Below are 16,512 nucleotides of genomic sequence, written 5' to 3'. Positions count from 1 at the left end.
CGTCTCCTTTTAACTGTTCAATAGAGATAAAAAGTGATCGATTTCATCCTTCGTGTTGAAAGTTGAGAGAGAGATACGAATCGAAAAACGAATGGAATCTATACTCAACCCCATACTTTGCAATACGTGAGACGGCTTACTAGAACTGCAAGCGGAACCAGTTGACACGGCTACATGGTTTGAAAGTTGTCGAATCAACTTCTCATTTTTAATCCCAACAAACTGCAAATTGATGAGTCCAGGGATTTTGTTTTGTATGTCGCTATTCAACCGAACGATATCAGGGAACATAGTTACAATCCTGTCAATCAGATAGTCCTCGAGCTCTTTCAGCGTGGATTTGGTCTTCTGTAACTCTAGATATGCAATCTCAGCTGCTTTTCCAAACCCTACAATGTTGTGCACGCTCAGTGTTCCACTACGATAACCGTCTTCTTGTTCTCCTCCATGAAGCAAAGGGGTTAGCTTAGGTCTATAACCTAACCGATGCTTCTTAATGACGGCTGCTCCTATTCCTTTAGGACCATGCAACTTGTGAGAAGAGCAGGATAGGAAGTCGATTCCGATCTGATGAACATCAGTCTTCACCTTGCCAACTACTTGAGTTGCATCAGTGTGAAAGAAAACAGGCCTATCTTCTTCAACGCCTTTTCTGACGGTGCAAAGCTTAGCGAAGGTAGCAATATCATTTAGAGAACCTACCTCATTATTGCCCCAAAGTACACTTACCAACACCGGGGTACTAGGTTCGTGAGGAAGTACGTTTTCTAGTTGCTGTACGTTAGCTCTACCGAACTTGTCGACATCTAGGAACGTGACTTGATAGCCTTTTTGCGCGAGATATCTGGCTGTTTCCAAAATAGAAGGGTGTTCTACTTTAGTTATCACAATGTGAGGTGACTCAGCCTGGTAGTAATCTGCGAACCCCTTTAATATCATGTTATTACTCTCGGTTGCGCCGCTGGTAAAAATAATCTCTTCGGGATCGCAACCTAAAAGTGTTGCAACATGGACCCTAGCATTTTCTACAGCTTTTTTTGCCTGCTCAGCTTGAGTGTAATATTTACCAGATGGGTTTCCGAAAATCTCAAAAAGATAGGGAAGCATAGCTTCCCGAACTTCTGGATGTAATGGAGTTGTTGCACTGTTATCGAAGTAGATCATTGAGCAACCTCCTTAGTCTGATAAAGTAGGTTTGTGATAAGTTTTTCTGAATTACCTGCGTATTGGTACTCGTTTTTGAGTAGGTGAATTCCTCTTTCCAAATGTGAGTTGAACAGACCGGGGAAATACTCTTCGTCACTAATCTCATGACCTGAGTGTTGGGTGATCAATGCCTTGAATACATAGTCGAATTGACCGGTGAGTGTGCTTCTATTGAACTCAAGTCCACTAGTATCCTTGACAGGGGTAAGAAGAAGTTTTTTGTTCTTCTCATCCCCCTCTTTGGGTTTGTATTTCAAAGACAGACAGACTGCAAATCGAGCTAGAATATTTGGAGTCATATTCGTTTGGGTCTGTAAATCTTTTAGTAGTTCGGCAGTCTTCCTAGAGGTCCTGAGGCGAAAGTTCACGTTTTGTCACCTCCTGATTTGAGTACATGAAGTAGTTCGTACTTACGTCTACGGTTGACGTAGAGGTGTTGAAGTCAATTGTGTAGGTCCGAGCTATCTGCGGTTGAAACACTTTATAATCCTCTTCGTTTATCTCTGAGTCTGTAGCCAAAATAATGACTTGCTCACCACAATTCGGGACGAGATTTTGAATTAGACTCTTTCGGTGCGTTTGGTCAAGACGGCCCAGCAGCGTGTCAAAGACAAATGGAACTCGTTTTTTAGAGCATTTGACCATAGCCCACACGATAGATAGGAGTAGGATTTGCTTTTCACCCGCAGAGAGAATATCTTTGTTAATTTCCTCGTGTTCTGTATTATAGAGCCTGAGCTGGAATGTATCAGGGTCAATCGAGACCTTGGAAATGAACAACTCTTTCCGGAACAGGGATTGTAGCATTTTTGTAGCTTGCCATTCAACTTCCTGTAACTTTTTTCTGATCTGCATAAATCTAAACGAACGACTAACATCAAGGACACGATTTGTGATAATAAAAACATTTTCCGCTTTTTTAGCACGAACCACTTTAGCCTTGAGCTGTTCATAATTATGCTGTTGATCGGAGATTACAGTTGCGAGTTGCAATAACTCGTCAGAATAATGATCTTGTTGAGCCTGTAGCTTCGTTATTTCTATTTGGAGCTTCGAGATAGTTTCCGATAAGTTGATAAGATCGTCTGCATCATTTTCATCTATTTGCTTCCGGATGTCTTGGATTTCTTTTATCCACTTAACGTTTGTCTTGTAGCTTTTTAAGAGATCATCTGCGTTAAACTCGACAACTTGCTGGAGCAGAAGATCAAGCTCTGCACGCTGTTGAGAGGAAGCACGGTGCAATGGTTGTTCTTCTGTGTCATTAGGGGACAAAAGGTCAAGAAATCCTTGAAACAATTGTTCTGAAATCTTGTCTTTAGGTACTTCGGTCGTTATCATTTTCTTTTCAGTTAACTTATCTACAAGTTGCGAAATATGGGAGGAAGTCAGCATTTCACTTACGTTGTTTCTGATCTCGTGAACAGCTTCATTTTTCATCTGTTGTGAAACGTCCTCGACCAAATCCTTCACTAAGACAAATGGTAGTAAAGTTGTGACGGCTTCTTTTGTCTTTTCCATCATCTTGGTGCGTTTTTTATCCAGAGCGCTCATTTTGGAAAGTAGCTCGTCTCTACGTTCCTTAATAAGCCCACCGTGAACTTCAAATTGCTTTTTGCTTTCAGATAAAATTGACTCTGTTTCTTCAAGTCTTTGAGTAATCTGTTCCTGTTCGAATATGAGAGCCTCTTCACGAAGCGTGAGCTCTTCTAGGTTCTGCTTTGTTTCAAAGAGGAGTTTTTCTTCATTTGACAGGCTGCCATAGATCGAATCTTGTCTAATCAGATTACTTAGATCTGTTTCTAGATTTTCGAATAAGTCCAGGTTGAACATCACTTTGGCAGCATCTTTTAAGTAAGACGATAAAATTTCATCGGAAATTATCTGAGCGATACGTTCACCGTCAAACAGACATAGCTCGAATAATTGAGGTGGGTTTTCTTCTCTGAGTTTCGTTTGGAAGATTTCCGATTCACGTTCATCAAGAGGCATACCGTCTAATTTGATCAATACTTCTTCTCGAATGTGACTAACAATTCTTTTCCATTCTCGAATTATCGTATAGTTCTTGGTTTTAAGGTTTTCCACTACTTCCAGAAAGAGCTCAATCCTGAAAGTAGCTCTTTCTTGTTTTTGGGCAATCGTATTCAGTTTAGTGTTTATTTTTTCGTAGTATGTCGATGTGTCGGTCTTGTAACCAAATGCCAGCGGCCCAAATAACGCCAATCGAATTGCTTCGAGAATTGTTGTTTTACCAGAACCGTTTTGGCCACCAAAAAGGATGACATTCTTTGAGGTTTCATTCGAAAAGAGGTCAAACTCGTATTCTCCATAGAACGCACCGATGTTTGCAAGTTTTAGTTTGTGTAGTTTCATTCCTTAAACCCTTCTACTTTCCCATAATGTAGCCAGTCTTGGTTCAGTGCTTTTTCAATATCGTGCATAAGTCCACGACGTACTTTGTAACCACTGTAGTTTTTCTCCGCAGTGATAAGCATTTTGATCAGATCAAAACTTACATCATGTTCATCACATAAAAGCTCCAGATCGGTAATTTGGTCCTGTTGAAAGAGGGGACGATCATCATATTCCCAATCAAGGTCTTCACCCATTACTTCCCGATAAATTTTAGGCAAGCTATCTGTCCAATCGCCAGCCTCAATCCACATGTGACGAATGATCTTAAGTTCATCATCACGAATGAGTTTGTAGTCAGGGTCGTAAGGATTTTTGACTTTCTTTTGAGTTTCAAGCAATCTTTGAAGGATTTCTTTACGAGTGTCCAAAGTAAAGGGGCCATGACCTTGCCGGCGATTTTCACCTTGTCCCACAAAATAGACGGTTCCATCTCTCCGGTGAGTTTGCCGACTTCCTTCACGATCTCGGATTGAAGAGAGCCAATCACGGAAATTGAGTAGTGGTTGCAGCCATTCTTCTCCACTCTCAATGAAACCGATAACGGCTTTATCTTGTACCACGACAGTACATACCCAGCATCCAAATCGGCTATTGCCACAAGAACCTGCGGTTTCCTTAATTTCTTTGTCTACGATAAGAGGGCATTCACCACCTTGGGAGTTTTGATACAACTCCAACAACTCATTGTTGTCATTTCCCCAAGGTGATTCGAAGTCCAACAAATAATCCCAAACATCTTGCAGGTCAAAATCGCGAATGGGGGCGTAAATATAGGCATTGTTTAAAGTAGAGTGACGCATTAACGTTTTCCCCTCTACAGTATGGGAACTCATGACCTGTGCACGTGTGGCACTTTCTGAATCCCTTATACCTAAAACCAAGATGACCTCCCCGAACTCAGATACCTTTTCCAAAACAAATTTATTAACCGGCTCAATTTTCATTCGGTCTGTACACCATCGAAACTTCTGTCGAGGCGAGGGATAGCCTTTCCCAATTAGAGAAGCCCAGAATGTCTTTTTCAACTCTGGGCGGACTTTATGAGTTTCTATTGGCAATCCCAACTGGAGAGCTGTAGTTTGGATCTTCAACAACGTTTTGCTGATTGCTGCGATGATGAGTGGTGTTTCAACTAAGGTGTCAGAAGAAATGATGTAGACTTTTTTATGTCGCTTTTCCGGGGGGAGTTGCTGAAGTGCTTGAAATACAAGTTGACAAACGACAGTGGAGTCCTTCCCGCCACTATAACCGACAACCCACGGGCGGGAATCGGAAAGGTACATTTCCTGTATTTGAAGGATGCGTTCCTGTATATGACTGCTATCTAGCATGTTTCGAAGCATGTATTTCACCATCCTAATTTTTTCTATTAAAGATATATGACGGCCTGTCTTAGCCGATTAGATTACTGTCAACTGGAATTGTACCACTGTTGCATGAGATTTCTCTAGTATGACAAACACGTTCTATCAAAAACACATCATAGAAAGATTTGCCTACTATTCGATCCTCGTATTTCATAACGGAGATTGCATGTTTTATATTAGAGTTTTTTGCGGTCGTGTCAACGAAGTTTTGGTCATAAAGTATTAGAAGATAATTTTTCTAAATAACTGCGTGTGAAATAAAGGGAAGGCGTAAACTCACTCGTTTAGATTCTGAAAATATGTCGAGATTCATTCCAGCGATTGATACAATATAATAAGTAGTTTCTGATCAATTTTTCGGGGTGAAGCGTATGGGAAATCCCAAGTATAAAAGAAATGATCTTCCTTTACCATTTCTGAAGGTTTTGGAAGATGAAACGACTCATAGCATTACGGAAGTATATGATGCAATAGCCGGTGAGTACAAACTGACAAAAGATGAACGATACGAGAAAAATCAAAGTGGTAAATCGAAACTTGAGACGGACGTACTCTGGGTTCGTACTGAGTTAGCACAAAAAGGGTTACTTGATGGCGATGGTAAAGGTACTTTATGGATAACATCGTTGGGGAAGAAAGTCCTAAGCAATAGTCCTGAGTTATTGAGGATGAATAAGTTGGTGGAGGTAAAGCAATTGGTCCTTAGAATTATGGATGAGGATGTAAAGTCATTAGTGGAAAACATACAATCTTTTATCCGTTCCCAAGGCTATTCCTTTCCCAAACATACAATCGGAAACTTCTATTTATCATTAAAAACAAAACCCTTTGTAATCCTTGCAGGAATCTCAGGTACAGGTAAAACAAAGCTTGTTAAACTCTTTGCGGAGGCCTTAGGCGCTACAAAGGCCAATGGACAATTCAATCTCATCCCTGTTCGTCCTGACTGGAACGATCCTTCCGATTTGATTGGGTATACTGACCTATCAGGTAAGTTTCAGCCGGGTACAATCACAAAAGTTTTGTATGAGGCAATCAAACCTTCGAATAGCTACAAGCCTTATTTCATTTGTCTTGATGAAATGAATCTAGCGCGTGTCGAACACTATTTCAGTGATTTGCTAAGCATAATTGAAACGCAAGAGTGGAAGGACGAAGGTAAATCGCGAATAACGACTCACACTGTTGTGTCAGAGATGTCTATGTCACAAGAGGATCGAGAGACTTACGGGGAACTTCATATACCGGAAAATGTTTATTTCATTGGTACAGTAAATATGGACGAGACGACGCATCCTTTTAGCAAAAAGGTATTAGACCGTGCCAATACAATTGAATTCAATTACATTAATCTAGAAGACCTGAATTTTCTTGACGATACGTTGCAAAGTCCGCATCCAATTGAAGTTGACCATTCATTTCTCCGAAGTGATTATCTTACATTAAAAGACGTGGAAGATCACACCACTTTGATCCAAGAAGTATCAAGTAGGCTTCAACAGATAAACAAATACCTCGAACCCATCCAGTCTCACATTGGTTATCGAGTGCGGGATGCAGTTTGTTTTTACATGACATATAATGATCGATTTAAAATTCTTTCGGACACTGTTGCCTTTGACATGCAACTTTGTCAAAAAATATTACCTCGAGTTCAAGGGAGTAGTACGAACGTGAAACAGACATTGATCGACCTTCTATTATTCGCTGCGAAAAAAAGCATTGATCTTGGAGACCTAGACAACCCGTCTTCGAAACTGAATAAGTTTATCTTCAAACCAGCAAAGATGTCAGAAGATGAATGGTCGAATCATTTTCGATATGTGGCAAGTGCCAAGAAAATAGCATTTATGCTCCGGAGGTTCGATGAGGATGGATTCACCTCGTTCTGGCTCTCCTAACAACAGCGTGGAACTCCTTTGGGTGCGAACCGACCGCTTCGATCTCTACATCAAAGGCAAGCCCTTCCACCCAACCGCCGAAGCGTTGCATCTGCATCGTGACGGCGATGAGTGGGTGAACGCTACCTTACAAGTCGAACTCGTGGACAAGTCTTTGCAACTACAAGAACTCAAATCGTTCTCCCCCGTGGAGCAAAAACTGATCGACTTCACCCTCCACAACCGCCACTACCCCTGCTTCTACGAACAGCAGAATTACGAAGTCATCATCCAAGCCCGCGACGCAGACCGCGAGCTTCAGTTCCACCACGAAAACGCCCTGCTTCGCGAAGCCGTCAAACCCATCGGCACAGGCAAAGGCTTGCTCACCGGCATCCTCAATTTCAAAAACGAAGTCGGCTACACAGACTTCGAAATTCGCGAACACGGACGACCGCTGCTCCAAGTCCGTTTGGAGATCTTCCCCTCCAAGATCGACTACAAAGAGGACTACCAAAACATCCTCCACGACGTTAACGCGCAGGTCTACAACCTCGCGTTTGACTTTCTGCGTACCACCTACCAGACGACCGGCACCGCGCAAACCAACCAGCCGCAGACGTACTCGGAGTTTTTTTCCATCTTGCGCGGGATCTTCGATCATCTCGTCCGCTCGGTGGAACGCATCCAAAATGCACCGCACCACCGTTTGCAACAGGAACGTCGCGAGGTCCTCGCCGATAAAGTCAAACGCGCCGGACGAGAGAACCACCGTTATCTGCAAAAACGTCCGCATTTGCTGGCACATGATCCAAACCACGGCATCCTCTCGATCAACGGCACCCGCTACCAGCCCGTGAAACTGCTGGAAACCAAGCGTCGCATCGACTACGACACGGCAGAAAACCGATTCGTTCGCTGGGCGCTCTGCCGCATTCAAGCCAAGCTCAAAGACATGCGCAAACGCATCTCCGACACCCACAAGCCGCAAAAAAGAACCCGCGCCGATGCCGTCACCTCCGACTGGCTCCGCATGATCGACCGCATGCAGACACACCTTGAACGCTTGTTGCGTCTCGATTTCCTGCAAGGGGTGGGGGAGATGCGGCAGATGTCGCTCACGCTGGTTTTGCAAATGGCACCGGGATATCGAGATGTCTACCGAGACTACCTGTTCTTACAAAAAGGTCTTTCTCTCCAAGGCGATCTCTTCCGTCTCTCGCTGAAAGACGTGGCGCAACTCTACGAATACTGGTGCTTCCTCAAGCTCCACAGCTTGTTCAAGAAGCACTACGACCTGCTCTCCCAAGACATCGTGCGTGTCCAACACGGATCACTCTCCGTTTATCTGGACAAGTCCCGCCAAGCGAAATCCCGCTTTCGCGACCGCCGAACGGGTGAGGAGTTCTCTCTGCAATACAACACGCCGTTCAGAAATGTCCCGACCTTGGCACAACAACCGGACAACGTGCTCACCATCCAAAAGCAAGCCTCCCGACGGGAAAGAACCAAACGGGAATACAGATACGTTTTTGACGCGAAGTACCGCATCAACCCTGTTTCGCTGGGTCCAGAAGAGGACGATATCAACACCATGCACCGATACCGCGACGCCATCGTGCAAGAATCCCGCGACGACGGCACGTACGAGCGGCAAATGTTCGGCGCGTACGTCCTGTTCCCGTACCACGACGAGGACAAGTTCCGCGAGCATCACTTCTATAAAAGCATCAAAAAAGTGAACGTGGGCGCACTCCCTTTTCTCCCTGGATCGACGGAGTTGGTCGAGACGCTTTTACAAGAACTGATTCAAGACTCGCCGGAAAAAGCACACGAACGAGCGACGCCAACCCGAGGAACCGCTGAATACTTCCAAGAAAAACTGACCCCGAAAAACGTCCTCATCGGTGCTTTGAGGACTCGCGAGCAATGGGAAATCAACAGAGATCATCGTTTCTACCACATCCAGCTCAGCAAGTTGAAGAAGCAGGACGCAATCGGCAGTTTGAAGTGGATCGGCATCCATTTCTCAAAGAAAAAATTCAAATCCGACAACGGCATCCACTGGATCGGTCGCATCCGCGAATGGAATGTGGTCAAGCGAAGCGATATCACGGAAATACCTTCCGATCCGAAGAAAAAAGACAAGCTCTACGTCCGCTTCGAGATCGAAGAATGGAAGCAACTCCATCCGCCCATCGCATCCGACCGCTCCAGTGTCCGCTCTTGCCTCCTGACAACAGACTATCTACTTCAACGAGCGACAACTCTGGAAGAACTCCGCCTCGAATCTCCCGCCGAACTCCAAGAATGGCGTGAGAAACGACGCCAAGGCGACCTTGCCGTCAAACTCAACAACACGTACATCGACGAAGCCACCGAAGTCCTGCGGATCGATGTGATTCCCCTTGAAACAACAGAATGAAGTTACCCAACCCAAAAAGGCAGACGACCCCCGGGTCATCTGCCTTTTCTCCGTTTTTATATAGTAAATATTGACCAAAACGCCCAAAACACTTACCATTAAATTACCAACCAGCACCGGACACCCAACGAGAGAGGTACACACCGTGACCCTAACCGACCTGCAAATCCTCACCCTCGCAACATTTGCCATTCTCTGCTTCGCCATCGACCTCTTCGCCTACTACAAATCAAGGCCCGTCGACGCGATCCCGGACTCCATGAAGGAGGAGGGCTAGGCACAGGCTCCTACCCGACCCTCACCCCCGCTGCTCTCTCCCCAAAGCCAAAACCTCCCCCAACCTCTGCATCCCTTCCTCAACCCGCTCAATCGGCTCATGGCTGTAACTCAGCCGAATAAACGGCTGATCGGTCTCGCGGCTCAGAAACATATCCCCCGTCGCAAACAGCACCCCGTTTGCAATTGACGCCTCCAAGATTTCCTGCGGCCGCATCCCTTCCGGCAGCGCGACCCAATAATAAAACCCTCCGCGCGGCGGCGTGAACGAAATCCCGTGCGGGGTGAACTCCTGCAGATAGCGCCCCATCACCTCCGCTTGCGAGCGGTAGTTCTGGCGCGACTTCTCCAGATGTTGCCCCCAATCCCCGTCCTGCAAGTAAGCCAGCAACATCAACTGCGCAAACGTGTTCGTCGTCGCCATCAGCTCTTTGCGGCGCACGATCTGCTGGAGAAACGGTTTGCTCGCCGACACCCACCCGAGCCGAAGACCCGGCGAGAGCGTCTTCGAAAACGTATTGATATAGATGACATTCCCTTGCGTGTCGAGCGACTTCAGCGTCGGCGGCGGCTCTTCCTCGAAGTGCAGATGCCGGTACGCGTCGTCCTCCACGATCGGCAGGTTGTACCGCTCACTCAACGCCAGCAACTGCTTGCGGCGGGGCAAGGACAGCGTCAGCCCCGTCGGGTTGTGATACGTCGGAACCGTGTACAGAAACCGCGGCCGGTAGCGAGCCAGCACGCCTTCCAACACATCGACCCGCATCCCGTCGCCGTCCATGGGAATCGGGATGATGCGCAGTCCGAGCGACTGAAACACATGCAACGCGCCGAAGAACGTCGGCATCTCCACCGCCACGGCATCGCCCGGCTTCGCGAGGATCGACGCCGTCAGATAGAGCGCTTCTTGCGAACCCGACGTCATGATCACATGCTCGGCGGAGGGCACTTGCTCCAGGCCCATCCACGACACGATCCACTCCCGCAACTCCGGATGCCCCTCGATCGGCAGGAGATAGTGCGCCAACGCCTGCGTGAAGATCCGCTGCACGCTCGCATGCTGGACAAAGTCGGAAGCGAGCAGCGTATGGTTGCCGCCCTCGCCAAACGCAAAGTTGATCAACGAGTTCGAGCTATACATCCGGCTCCACTCGGTGAGATGCGAGGGTTTCGCCGTCGACTCCTGCCGCAACCGGTCTTTCCAGCAAAACGGCGTCAGCGCGTCGACCGGCGGCAGCGGCTGCACGAAGCGCCCGCTGCCCACTTTGCTGTAGACCAGCCCCTCGTCTTCCAATTCCACAAACGCCCGTACAATCGTATTGCGCGACACGTTCCACTCGGACGACAAACTGCGCTCCGAAGGAAGCGCGCTTCCCATCGTCCACTCGCCGCTCAGAATCAGATAGCGAAGTTTGTGATACACCTGTTGGTAAAGTGTTTTGCGCGACATAGCAGTACCTCACCGACCTGACATTTCTATTTCCCCTTACTATAAGTCTTCCTCCCGCACAGAGAAAGAGCCAATTCATTGAAAAAAATCAACCACTGCCACCCGGGCGACTGGTTGCTTTTTTCTCGTGAATTGGCTCTTTTGGTCCTGAGAATTCTCCGTTATCGTGAAAGCAACCATTTGAAACTGGAGGAGACGACATGAAAACAATCGGGCTTTTAGGCGGCATGAGTTGGGAATCCACGGCGCTGTACTACAAACACATCAACGAACTGGTGCGCGACGAGTTCGGCGGGCTGCACTCGGCGAACGTGCTCCTCTACAGCGTGAACTTCGAAGAGATCGCCGCTTGCCAACGAGCTGGAGATTGGGCGAAGGCAGCCTCTATCCTGAGCGAGGCGGCCCGCTCCTTGCAAGCCGGGGGCGCGGACCTGCTGCTGATCTGCACCAACACGATGCACAAGATCGCCGATGAAGTGCAAGCGGCGGTTTCGATCCCGCTGCTCAACATCATCGACGTCACGGCAGAAGCGATTCGTGCGCAGGGGATGAGCAAAGTCGGACTGCTCGGCACGAACTACACGATGTCGATGCCGTTTTACCGCGAGCGCATGGCCGAGAACGGGATCGAGCTGCTGGTGCCGGAGGAAGAGCAGAAGTCGGTCGTGAACGCGGTGATTTTTGACGAGCTGTGCCAGGGCGTCGTGAAGGACACGTCCCGTGAGCAGTACCAAGCGATCATGAACGACTTGACGGAGCGCGGGGCGCAAGGGCTCATCTTGGGCTGCACGGAGATCACGCTGTTGGTGCAAGACCAACATGCGCGGGTGCCGCTGTTTGATTCCACGTACCTCCATGCCAAGCGGGCCGTCGAATTGGCGCTTGAGAAAGCAAGGGTTTGAAAAAAACGAATCAGCCTCGGTGCCCGCATTCTGCGCACCGAGGCTTTTTTACATCGTCGTGTAACCGCTTACTTCTATTTCTAATACAACCTTCACCGTAATTGAAAAACTGACCAAACAACCGCCAATATTCCAAATACCCTAAACATATTTACTTTTCCCTAACATATTGTATACCCTCAAAATACTTGATATATTCAACCCATCCGAATCTTGAAACAACCGTCATCTGTCTGTAACACAACAACACAACACTTCAACGCACTTTACCCACTTCAGGAGGGATAACTTATGAAAGCAAACAAATGGCTGGGCATCGGCATCGCTGTGACCATGTTCTCCACGGTAGCGCTCGTCGGCTGCGGTTCTGATAACTCCTCTGACAGCAAGTCGAGCAGCTCCAACGACGCGCAGGAAATCAACCTCGCGATCGCAGGCGAACCGTCCACGCTGGACAGCTCCAAAACCACGGACTCCAACTCCAACCTCGTCATCGGCAACGTCGGCGAAGGCTTGACCCGCATCGACAAGGACGGCAAAGCGCAACCGGGCGTCGCGAAGTCCTGGGACATCTCCGCAGACGGCTTGACCTACACCTTCCACCTGCGCGACGACGCGAAGTGGTCGGACGGCTCCAACGTCACCGCGCAAGACTTCGAATACGCATGGAAGCGCACCCTCGACCCGAAGACGGCTGCACAGTACTCCTTCATGGTCGCATGGATCAAGGGCGGCGCCGAGTATAACTCCGGCAAGGGCTCTGTCGACCAAGTGGCCGTTCATGCGAAGGACGACAAAACGCTCGAAGTCACCCTCGCGTCCCCGCGCCCGTACTTCTTGGCGCAAACCGCGTTCCCGATCTTCTTCCCGCAGAAGAAGGACTTCGTGGAGAAGCAAGGCGACAAGTACGGCAGCGACGCCGACAAAGTGCTCTACAACGGTCCGTTCAAAGTTGTGGAATGGAACCACGAGCAAGACATCAAGATCGAGAAGAACGAAAACTACTGGGACAAAGACAATGTGAAGCTCGCGTCCGCGACCTGGCAGATCATCAAGGACTCTTCCGCTGCGGAGAACCTCTACGAATCCGGCCAACTCGACCGCTTCACCATCGTCCGCGACCAAGTCGAGCGCTACAAGGACAAGCCGGAATACTCCGTCGTCCCGGAACTCACCAACGCGTACATCCAGTTCAACGAACAAAACAAAGCGCTCGCCAACGTCAAAGTTCGCCAAGCGCTCACCTTCGCGATTGACGCAAAGCAATACGTTGACGTCATCCTCGCCAACGGCTCGCAACCGGCTCAAGGCTTCGTCCCGACCGGCGTTTCCGACGGCAACGGCGGCGACTTCCGCAAGGACAACGGCGACGTCGTCAAGCGTGACGAGAACAAAGCAAAAGCCAAAGACCTGCTCGCAGAAGGTCTCAAAGAAGCCGGCCTGAGCTCGTTCCCGGCGTTGAAGCTGCTCTCCGACGACTCCGACACCGCCAAGAAATCCTCGGAGTTCCTCAAGGAACAATGGCGTCAAAACCTCGGCATCGACGTTCAGATCGAATCCGTACCGTCGAAGCTGCGTTTCCAACGCCAGCATAATCACGACTACGACCTCGTCATGTCGCTGTGGGGCGCGGACTACAACGATCCGATGACCTTCCTCGACATGTACACGTCCGACTCGCCGTTTAACGACGTCGTGTACAAAAACCCGAAATACGACGAGCTCATCAAGAACGCCAACAACGAACCGGACGCGAAGAAACGCATGCAGTACCTCTACGACGCAGAGAAGCTGCTCATGCAAGACATGGTCGTCGGACCGGTCTACTTCCGCGCGACTCCGATGGTGCTCAAGGGCTACGTCAAGGGCTGGCAGAACAACGTCTCCGCTCCGACCTACGACCTCAAGCACGTCTACGTCGAAGGCAAGAACTAAGTTTCTTTCGTCAAAGTCAAAAAAGAACCGGGCCTCCGCAGGCTCGGTTCTTTTTTAATAACCATAAATTGCTCTTCAGTATAATTCATGAAAAGCATACAAATTGAATTTGACTGAATATATGTACAAAAACGTTCGTGATTGTTATAATTATTCCACAATTGCTGAAATTAACACTATGAGGTGAAAGGATTTGGCAGTCGGAGTGGATGTAGACGAGCGGAACCGCATCATCGGGGACAATCTTCGGAAGTACAGGCTCTTGAAGGGCATGACTCAGGATGAATTGGCCGTTGGTCTGTGCAGTGTCAGCCAGTTGAGCAAGATCGAGAACGGCAAGACCTATCTCAAACGCACCATGCTCAAACAAATGGCCGACCGCCTCGGCGTCCCTCTGGAGCGTCTGGAATCCGGCGACGCGATTTTGGAAGAGCTCAAAGAGCTGCTGCAGGTGTCGAGGGACTATCACACCGCGCGTAACATCCCCAAAGCGCTGGAGCAACTGGAGCAGGTCATAAAGTTGGCTGATGACTTTGGTTATTTGCAGGTGTTGGTGGATGCGATTCATGACAAGTGTTTTATCCTCTTGTATGAAAACAAAGCGCATGCAGAAGTGATAAAGCTCGCGGGGCACATCTTGTCTCGTGAACTTTTTCAGTCCGTTTCCCAGAAGATGTGGACGTTGTTAATCTTGGGGGAAGCGTATGACTTTTCAGGCGATCAACAGGCGGCTTTCGATTGTTATCTGCGAGCCGATCAAGAGTATGAGTTTCTTGAACGTGACGGGGATCACTCGAAATTGCTGTACAAAGTTCTCAGCGGGTTAACCAAATTCCACAGCCTCATGGGAAATAATAGAGCGAGTTTGCGGTATGCAGAGAAAGCAGAGCGCGAGGCGATCAGCACCAACACACATCTGTTCCGGATTCGTGCCTTCTATCTGAAAGCCATCCCGTTGCGGCTGTTGGGAGAAGAGGAGAAAGCCGAGCAGATTTATCTGGAAGCATTGCAGGAAGCGAACGGCAACTCCTTGCTTCTCGATGTCGCAATCATCTCCAACAACTTGGGAGAGATCTACCAGGAACGCGGTGAATTTGGGCGCGCTTTGGAATATTTCCAACGATCCTATAATGTTTTTTCTTTGATGGAAGCAGGATTGTATCTTTATATGCCGTTGATGCATTTGGCGGAAGTGGCGTTTTTGCATCACGAGCATGACAAGTGCCTAGACTATCTGCGGGAAATCTTCCAGCTTTGTGAGCAGGCAGGTGTCAGTTCGTATCGCGAGCGTGCCGGGGCGTTGCGTTTTTTGGCGAAGCTTAAGTTCGAACAGGGCGAGGTACAATCGTTCGAGGAATTGATGCTGGAGGCAGTGCAGATCTACCACCAGCACAACGTCCTCGATGAAGCCTACGAAATTTCCGTTGAATTGGCGGAGTATTATTCTCAAACTGATTCCGTTCGGTCTGTGCAATTGTACAAGCAGGCTGTGGAATATAACAAGACTCTAAAGAGCATGAGGAGATGACACCATGAAAAAGTGGGTACTTGGGGGTATGATGGCAGCTTTGTTGATTTCAGCTGCAGCAGGAGCCGTTCATACAACAAAAACGGCTGTGATTTGGCCGCCCCCTAATGCAATCGCCTTCTATAAGTAAGCCGAACAAACCCGCCGAAAGCTCGGCGGGTTTTTTATTTGCTGACAATCCTGTCCAAACTGATATGATGGAAAAAAGAGCATGACTCCAGGGGGAAAGGAGCCATGCTCGGAAAAAACTCACAGGTCTTAGAAGTTCGAGTAGTCGCGAACTTCGTTTCTCCAGTCGCCGTGCCAGTGGCTGTAGCCCGCTTCTGCGAAGCTTTCCACGTAGTCCGGACCTTCCGGAGCGAACAGGTTTTGGTAGTAGTTGTAGTCGGACGTCGTCGTCGCCGGAACGTCGACGGCATCGCCGTACATGTGGCGGGAATAAGTCGCGCCGCCAACCGATGCGTTGTGGCCCGGCGTGCGGTAGCCGGAGTTGAGCGACATCGCGGAACCTTTGCGGTTGCGCGCGTTTTGCAAGTGTTGAACCATCATCGGGTCAACGATGCCCGAAGTGATCGTGCTTTCGGAGATGAACTCACCGAGTTGGAAGTTCGGCGAGACATACGCAGCTTTGGAGGTCGAGTCCAACGTGATGAACCAAACCGGCTTCGTGTAGTTCGTGCCGGTCGGAGCCGGGTAGGAAGAGGTCAGCGAGGAGTCGGTTTTCATACGGATGACCGAACCGCTTTGGTACTTCGCGGCACCGACTTGGTTCGAGTATCCAAGCAGGGTTCCTGCGCTGTCATACGCGTAGACGCGGAAGTAACGGTAGCCGACGTTGGTTGCCATCTGCTTGGTCAGCGTCGTGCCGGTGGTGGTCGCCCAGTCTACGTCGGAAGCGTCAACGGACGGGTAGTTGGAAGTTTTGATGACATACTTCGAAGCGCCGCTTACTGCGCCCCAAGACATGTAGATGTAGTAGTCGGCCGCGACGACTTTGGTGATGCTTGCGGAGATGTTTTGCGATGCTGCAGATGCTGCGTCAACACCTACGAAAGAAAATGCTGCTGCGGCTACTGCCAGCGCCAGCGCGCCTTTTGCAAAGGTAGATTTCATTTTGAACAGCCT

At 48.7% G+C, this 16,512-nt stretch carries 13 protein-coding genes; 7 read left to right on the top strand and 6 right to left on the bottom strand.

Going from position 1 to position 16,512, the window contains the following annotated elements; translation table 11 throughout:
• Window positions 1–9: 9 nt before the first annotated feature.
• Genes EL26_RS03860 through dndC form a run of 4 tightly spaced genes read right to left on the bottom strand, consistent with a single transcriptional unit; the run spans window position 10 to window position 4,967 of the window.
• A complete protein-coding gene (locus EL26_RS03860) occupies window positions 10–1,164 on the bottom strand; it encodes a cysteine desulfurase family protein (protein WP_038084661.1) in 1,155 nt (384 codons plus the stop codon).
• On the bottom strand, window positions 1,161–1,574 hold the full coding sequence (locus tag EL26_RS03855) for a DndE family protein (protein ID WP_038084659.1): 414 nt from the start codon (window positions 1,572–1,574) through the stop codon (window positions 1,161–1,163). The genes EL26_RS03860 and EL26_RS03855 overlap by 4 nt, the downstream gene beginning before the upstream one ends.
• On the bottom strand, window positions 1,549–3,582 hold the full coding sequence (gene dndD, locus EL26_RS03850) for a DNA sulfur modification protein DndD (protein WP_038084657.1): 2,034 nt from the start codon (window positions 3,580–3,582) through the stop codon (window positions 1,549–1,551). Before dndD ends, EL26_RS03855 begins: the two co-directional genes overlap by 26 nt.
• On the bottom strand, window positions 3,579–4,967 hold the full coding sequence (dndC, locus tag EL26_RS03845) for a DNA phosphorothioation system sulfurtransferase DndC (protein WP_038084655.1): 1,389 nt from the start codon (window positions 4,965–4,967) through the stop codon (window positions 3,579–3,581). The genes dndD and dndC overlap by 4 nt, the downstream gene beginning before the upstream one ends.
• A 395-nt stretch (window positions 4,968–5,362) precedes the next feature.
• On the opposite strand from dndC, the gene EL26_RS03840 reads away from it, so the two are divergent.
• The 3 genes from EL26_RS03840 to EL26_RS26415 all read left to right on the top strand — a co-directional run bounded on the left by EL26_RS03840 (window position 5,363) and on the right by EL26_RS26415 (window position 9,573).
• On the top strand, window positions 5,363–6,892 hold the full coding sequence (locus EL26_RS03840) for a winged helix-turn-helix domain-containing protein (protein ID WP_052035958.1): 1,530 nt from the start codon (window positions 5,363–5,365) through the stop codon (window positions 6,890–6,892).
• The gene (locus EL26_RS03835; RefSeq protein WP_038084653.1) at window positions 6,864–9,296 is read left to right on the top strand and encodes a restriction endonuclease-like protein; all 2,433 of its coding nucleotides are present in this window, start codon (window positions 6,864–6,866) and stop codon (window positions 9,294–9,296) included. The genes EL26_RS03840 and EL26_RS03835 overlap by 29 nt, the downstream gene beginning before the upstream one ends.
• A gap of 145 nt (window positions 9,297–9,441) precedes the next feature.
• Window positions 9,442–9,573 (top strand): hypothetical protein, encoded by a 132-nt coding sequence (locus tag EL26_RS26415; protein WP_274518868.1) that lies wholly within the window; start codon window positions 9,442–9,444, stop codon window positions 9,571–9,573.
• Between the two features lie 21 nt (window positions 9,574–9,594).
• Here EL26_RS26415 and EL26_RS03830 read toward each other — a convergent pair whose 3' ends face one another.
• A complete protein-coding gene (locus EL26_RS03830) occupies window positions 9,595–11,022 on the bottom strand; it encodes an aminotransferase-like domain-containing protein (RefSeq protein WP_038084651.1) in 1,428 nt (475 codons plus the stop codon).
• Window positions 11,023–11,222: 200 nt separating this feature from the next.
• Between EL26_RS03830 and EL26_RS03825 the strand changes: the two genes are divergently transcribed.
• The 4 genes from EL26_RS03825 to EL26_RS26410 all read left to right on the top strand — a co-directional run bounded on the left by EL26_RS03825 (window position 11,223) and on the right by EL26_RS26410 (window position 15,517).
• Window positions 11,223–11,924 carry an aspartate/glutamate racemase family protein gene (locus EL26_RS03825; RefSeq protein ID WP_038084649.1) on the top strand — a complete coding sequence of 234 codons (702 nt, stop codon included), beginning with the start codon at window positions 11,223–11,225 and terminating at the stop codon, window positions 11,922–11,924.
• A 291-nt stretch (window positions 11,925–12,215) separates the two neighbouring features.
• A complete protein-coding gene (locus EL26_RS03820) occupies window positions 12,216–13,859 on the top strand; it encodes a peptide ABC transporter substrate-binding protein (protein WP_038084647.1) in 1,644 nt (547 codons plus the stop codon).
• 193 nt (window positions 13,860–14,052) lie between these two features.
• The gene (locus EL26_RS03815) at window positions 14,053–15,387 is read left to right on the top strand and encodes a helix-turn-helix domain-containing protein (protein ID WP_038084646.1); all 1,335 of its coding nucleotides are present in this window, start codon (window positions 14,053–14,055) and stop codon (window positions 15,385–15,387) included.
• A gap of 4 nt (window positions 15,388–15,391) precedes the next feature.
• Window positions 15,392–15,517: a hypothetical protein gene (locus EL26_RS26410; RefSeq protein ID WP_274518867.1), complete on the top strand. Its 126-nt coding sequence runs from the start codon at window positions 15,392–15,394 to the stop codon at window positions 15,515–15,517.
• Window positions 15,518–15,645: 128 nt separating this feature from the next.
• On the opposite strand, the gene EL26_RS25995 is transcribed toward EL26_RS26410, so the two are convergent.
• Complete coding sequence (locus tag EL26_RS25995; RefSeq protein ID WP_052035957.1) at window positions 15,646–16,500, bottom strand: D-Ala-D-Ala carboxypeptidase family metallohydrolase; 855 nt, start codon at window positions 16,498–16,500, stop codon at window positions 15,646–15,648.
• Window positions 16,501–16,512: the final 12 nt, after the last annotated feature.

The organism is Tumebacillus flagellatus, from assembly GCF_000714935.1.
Taxonomy (GTDB): Bacteria; Bacillota; Bacilli; order Tumebacillales; family Tumebacillaceae; genus Tumebacillus; species Tumebacillus flagellatus.
This window is presented reverse-complemented; position numbering and strand designations above follow the sequence as displayed.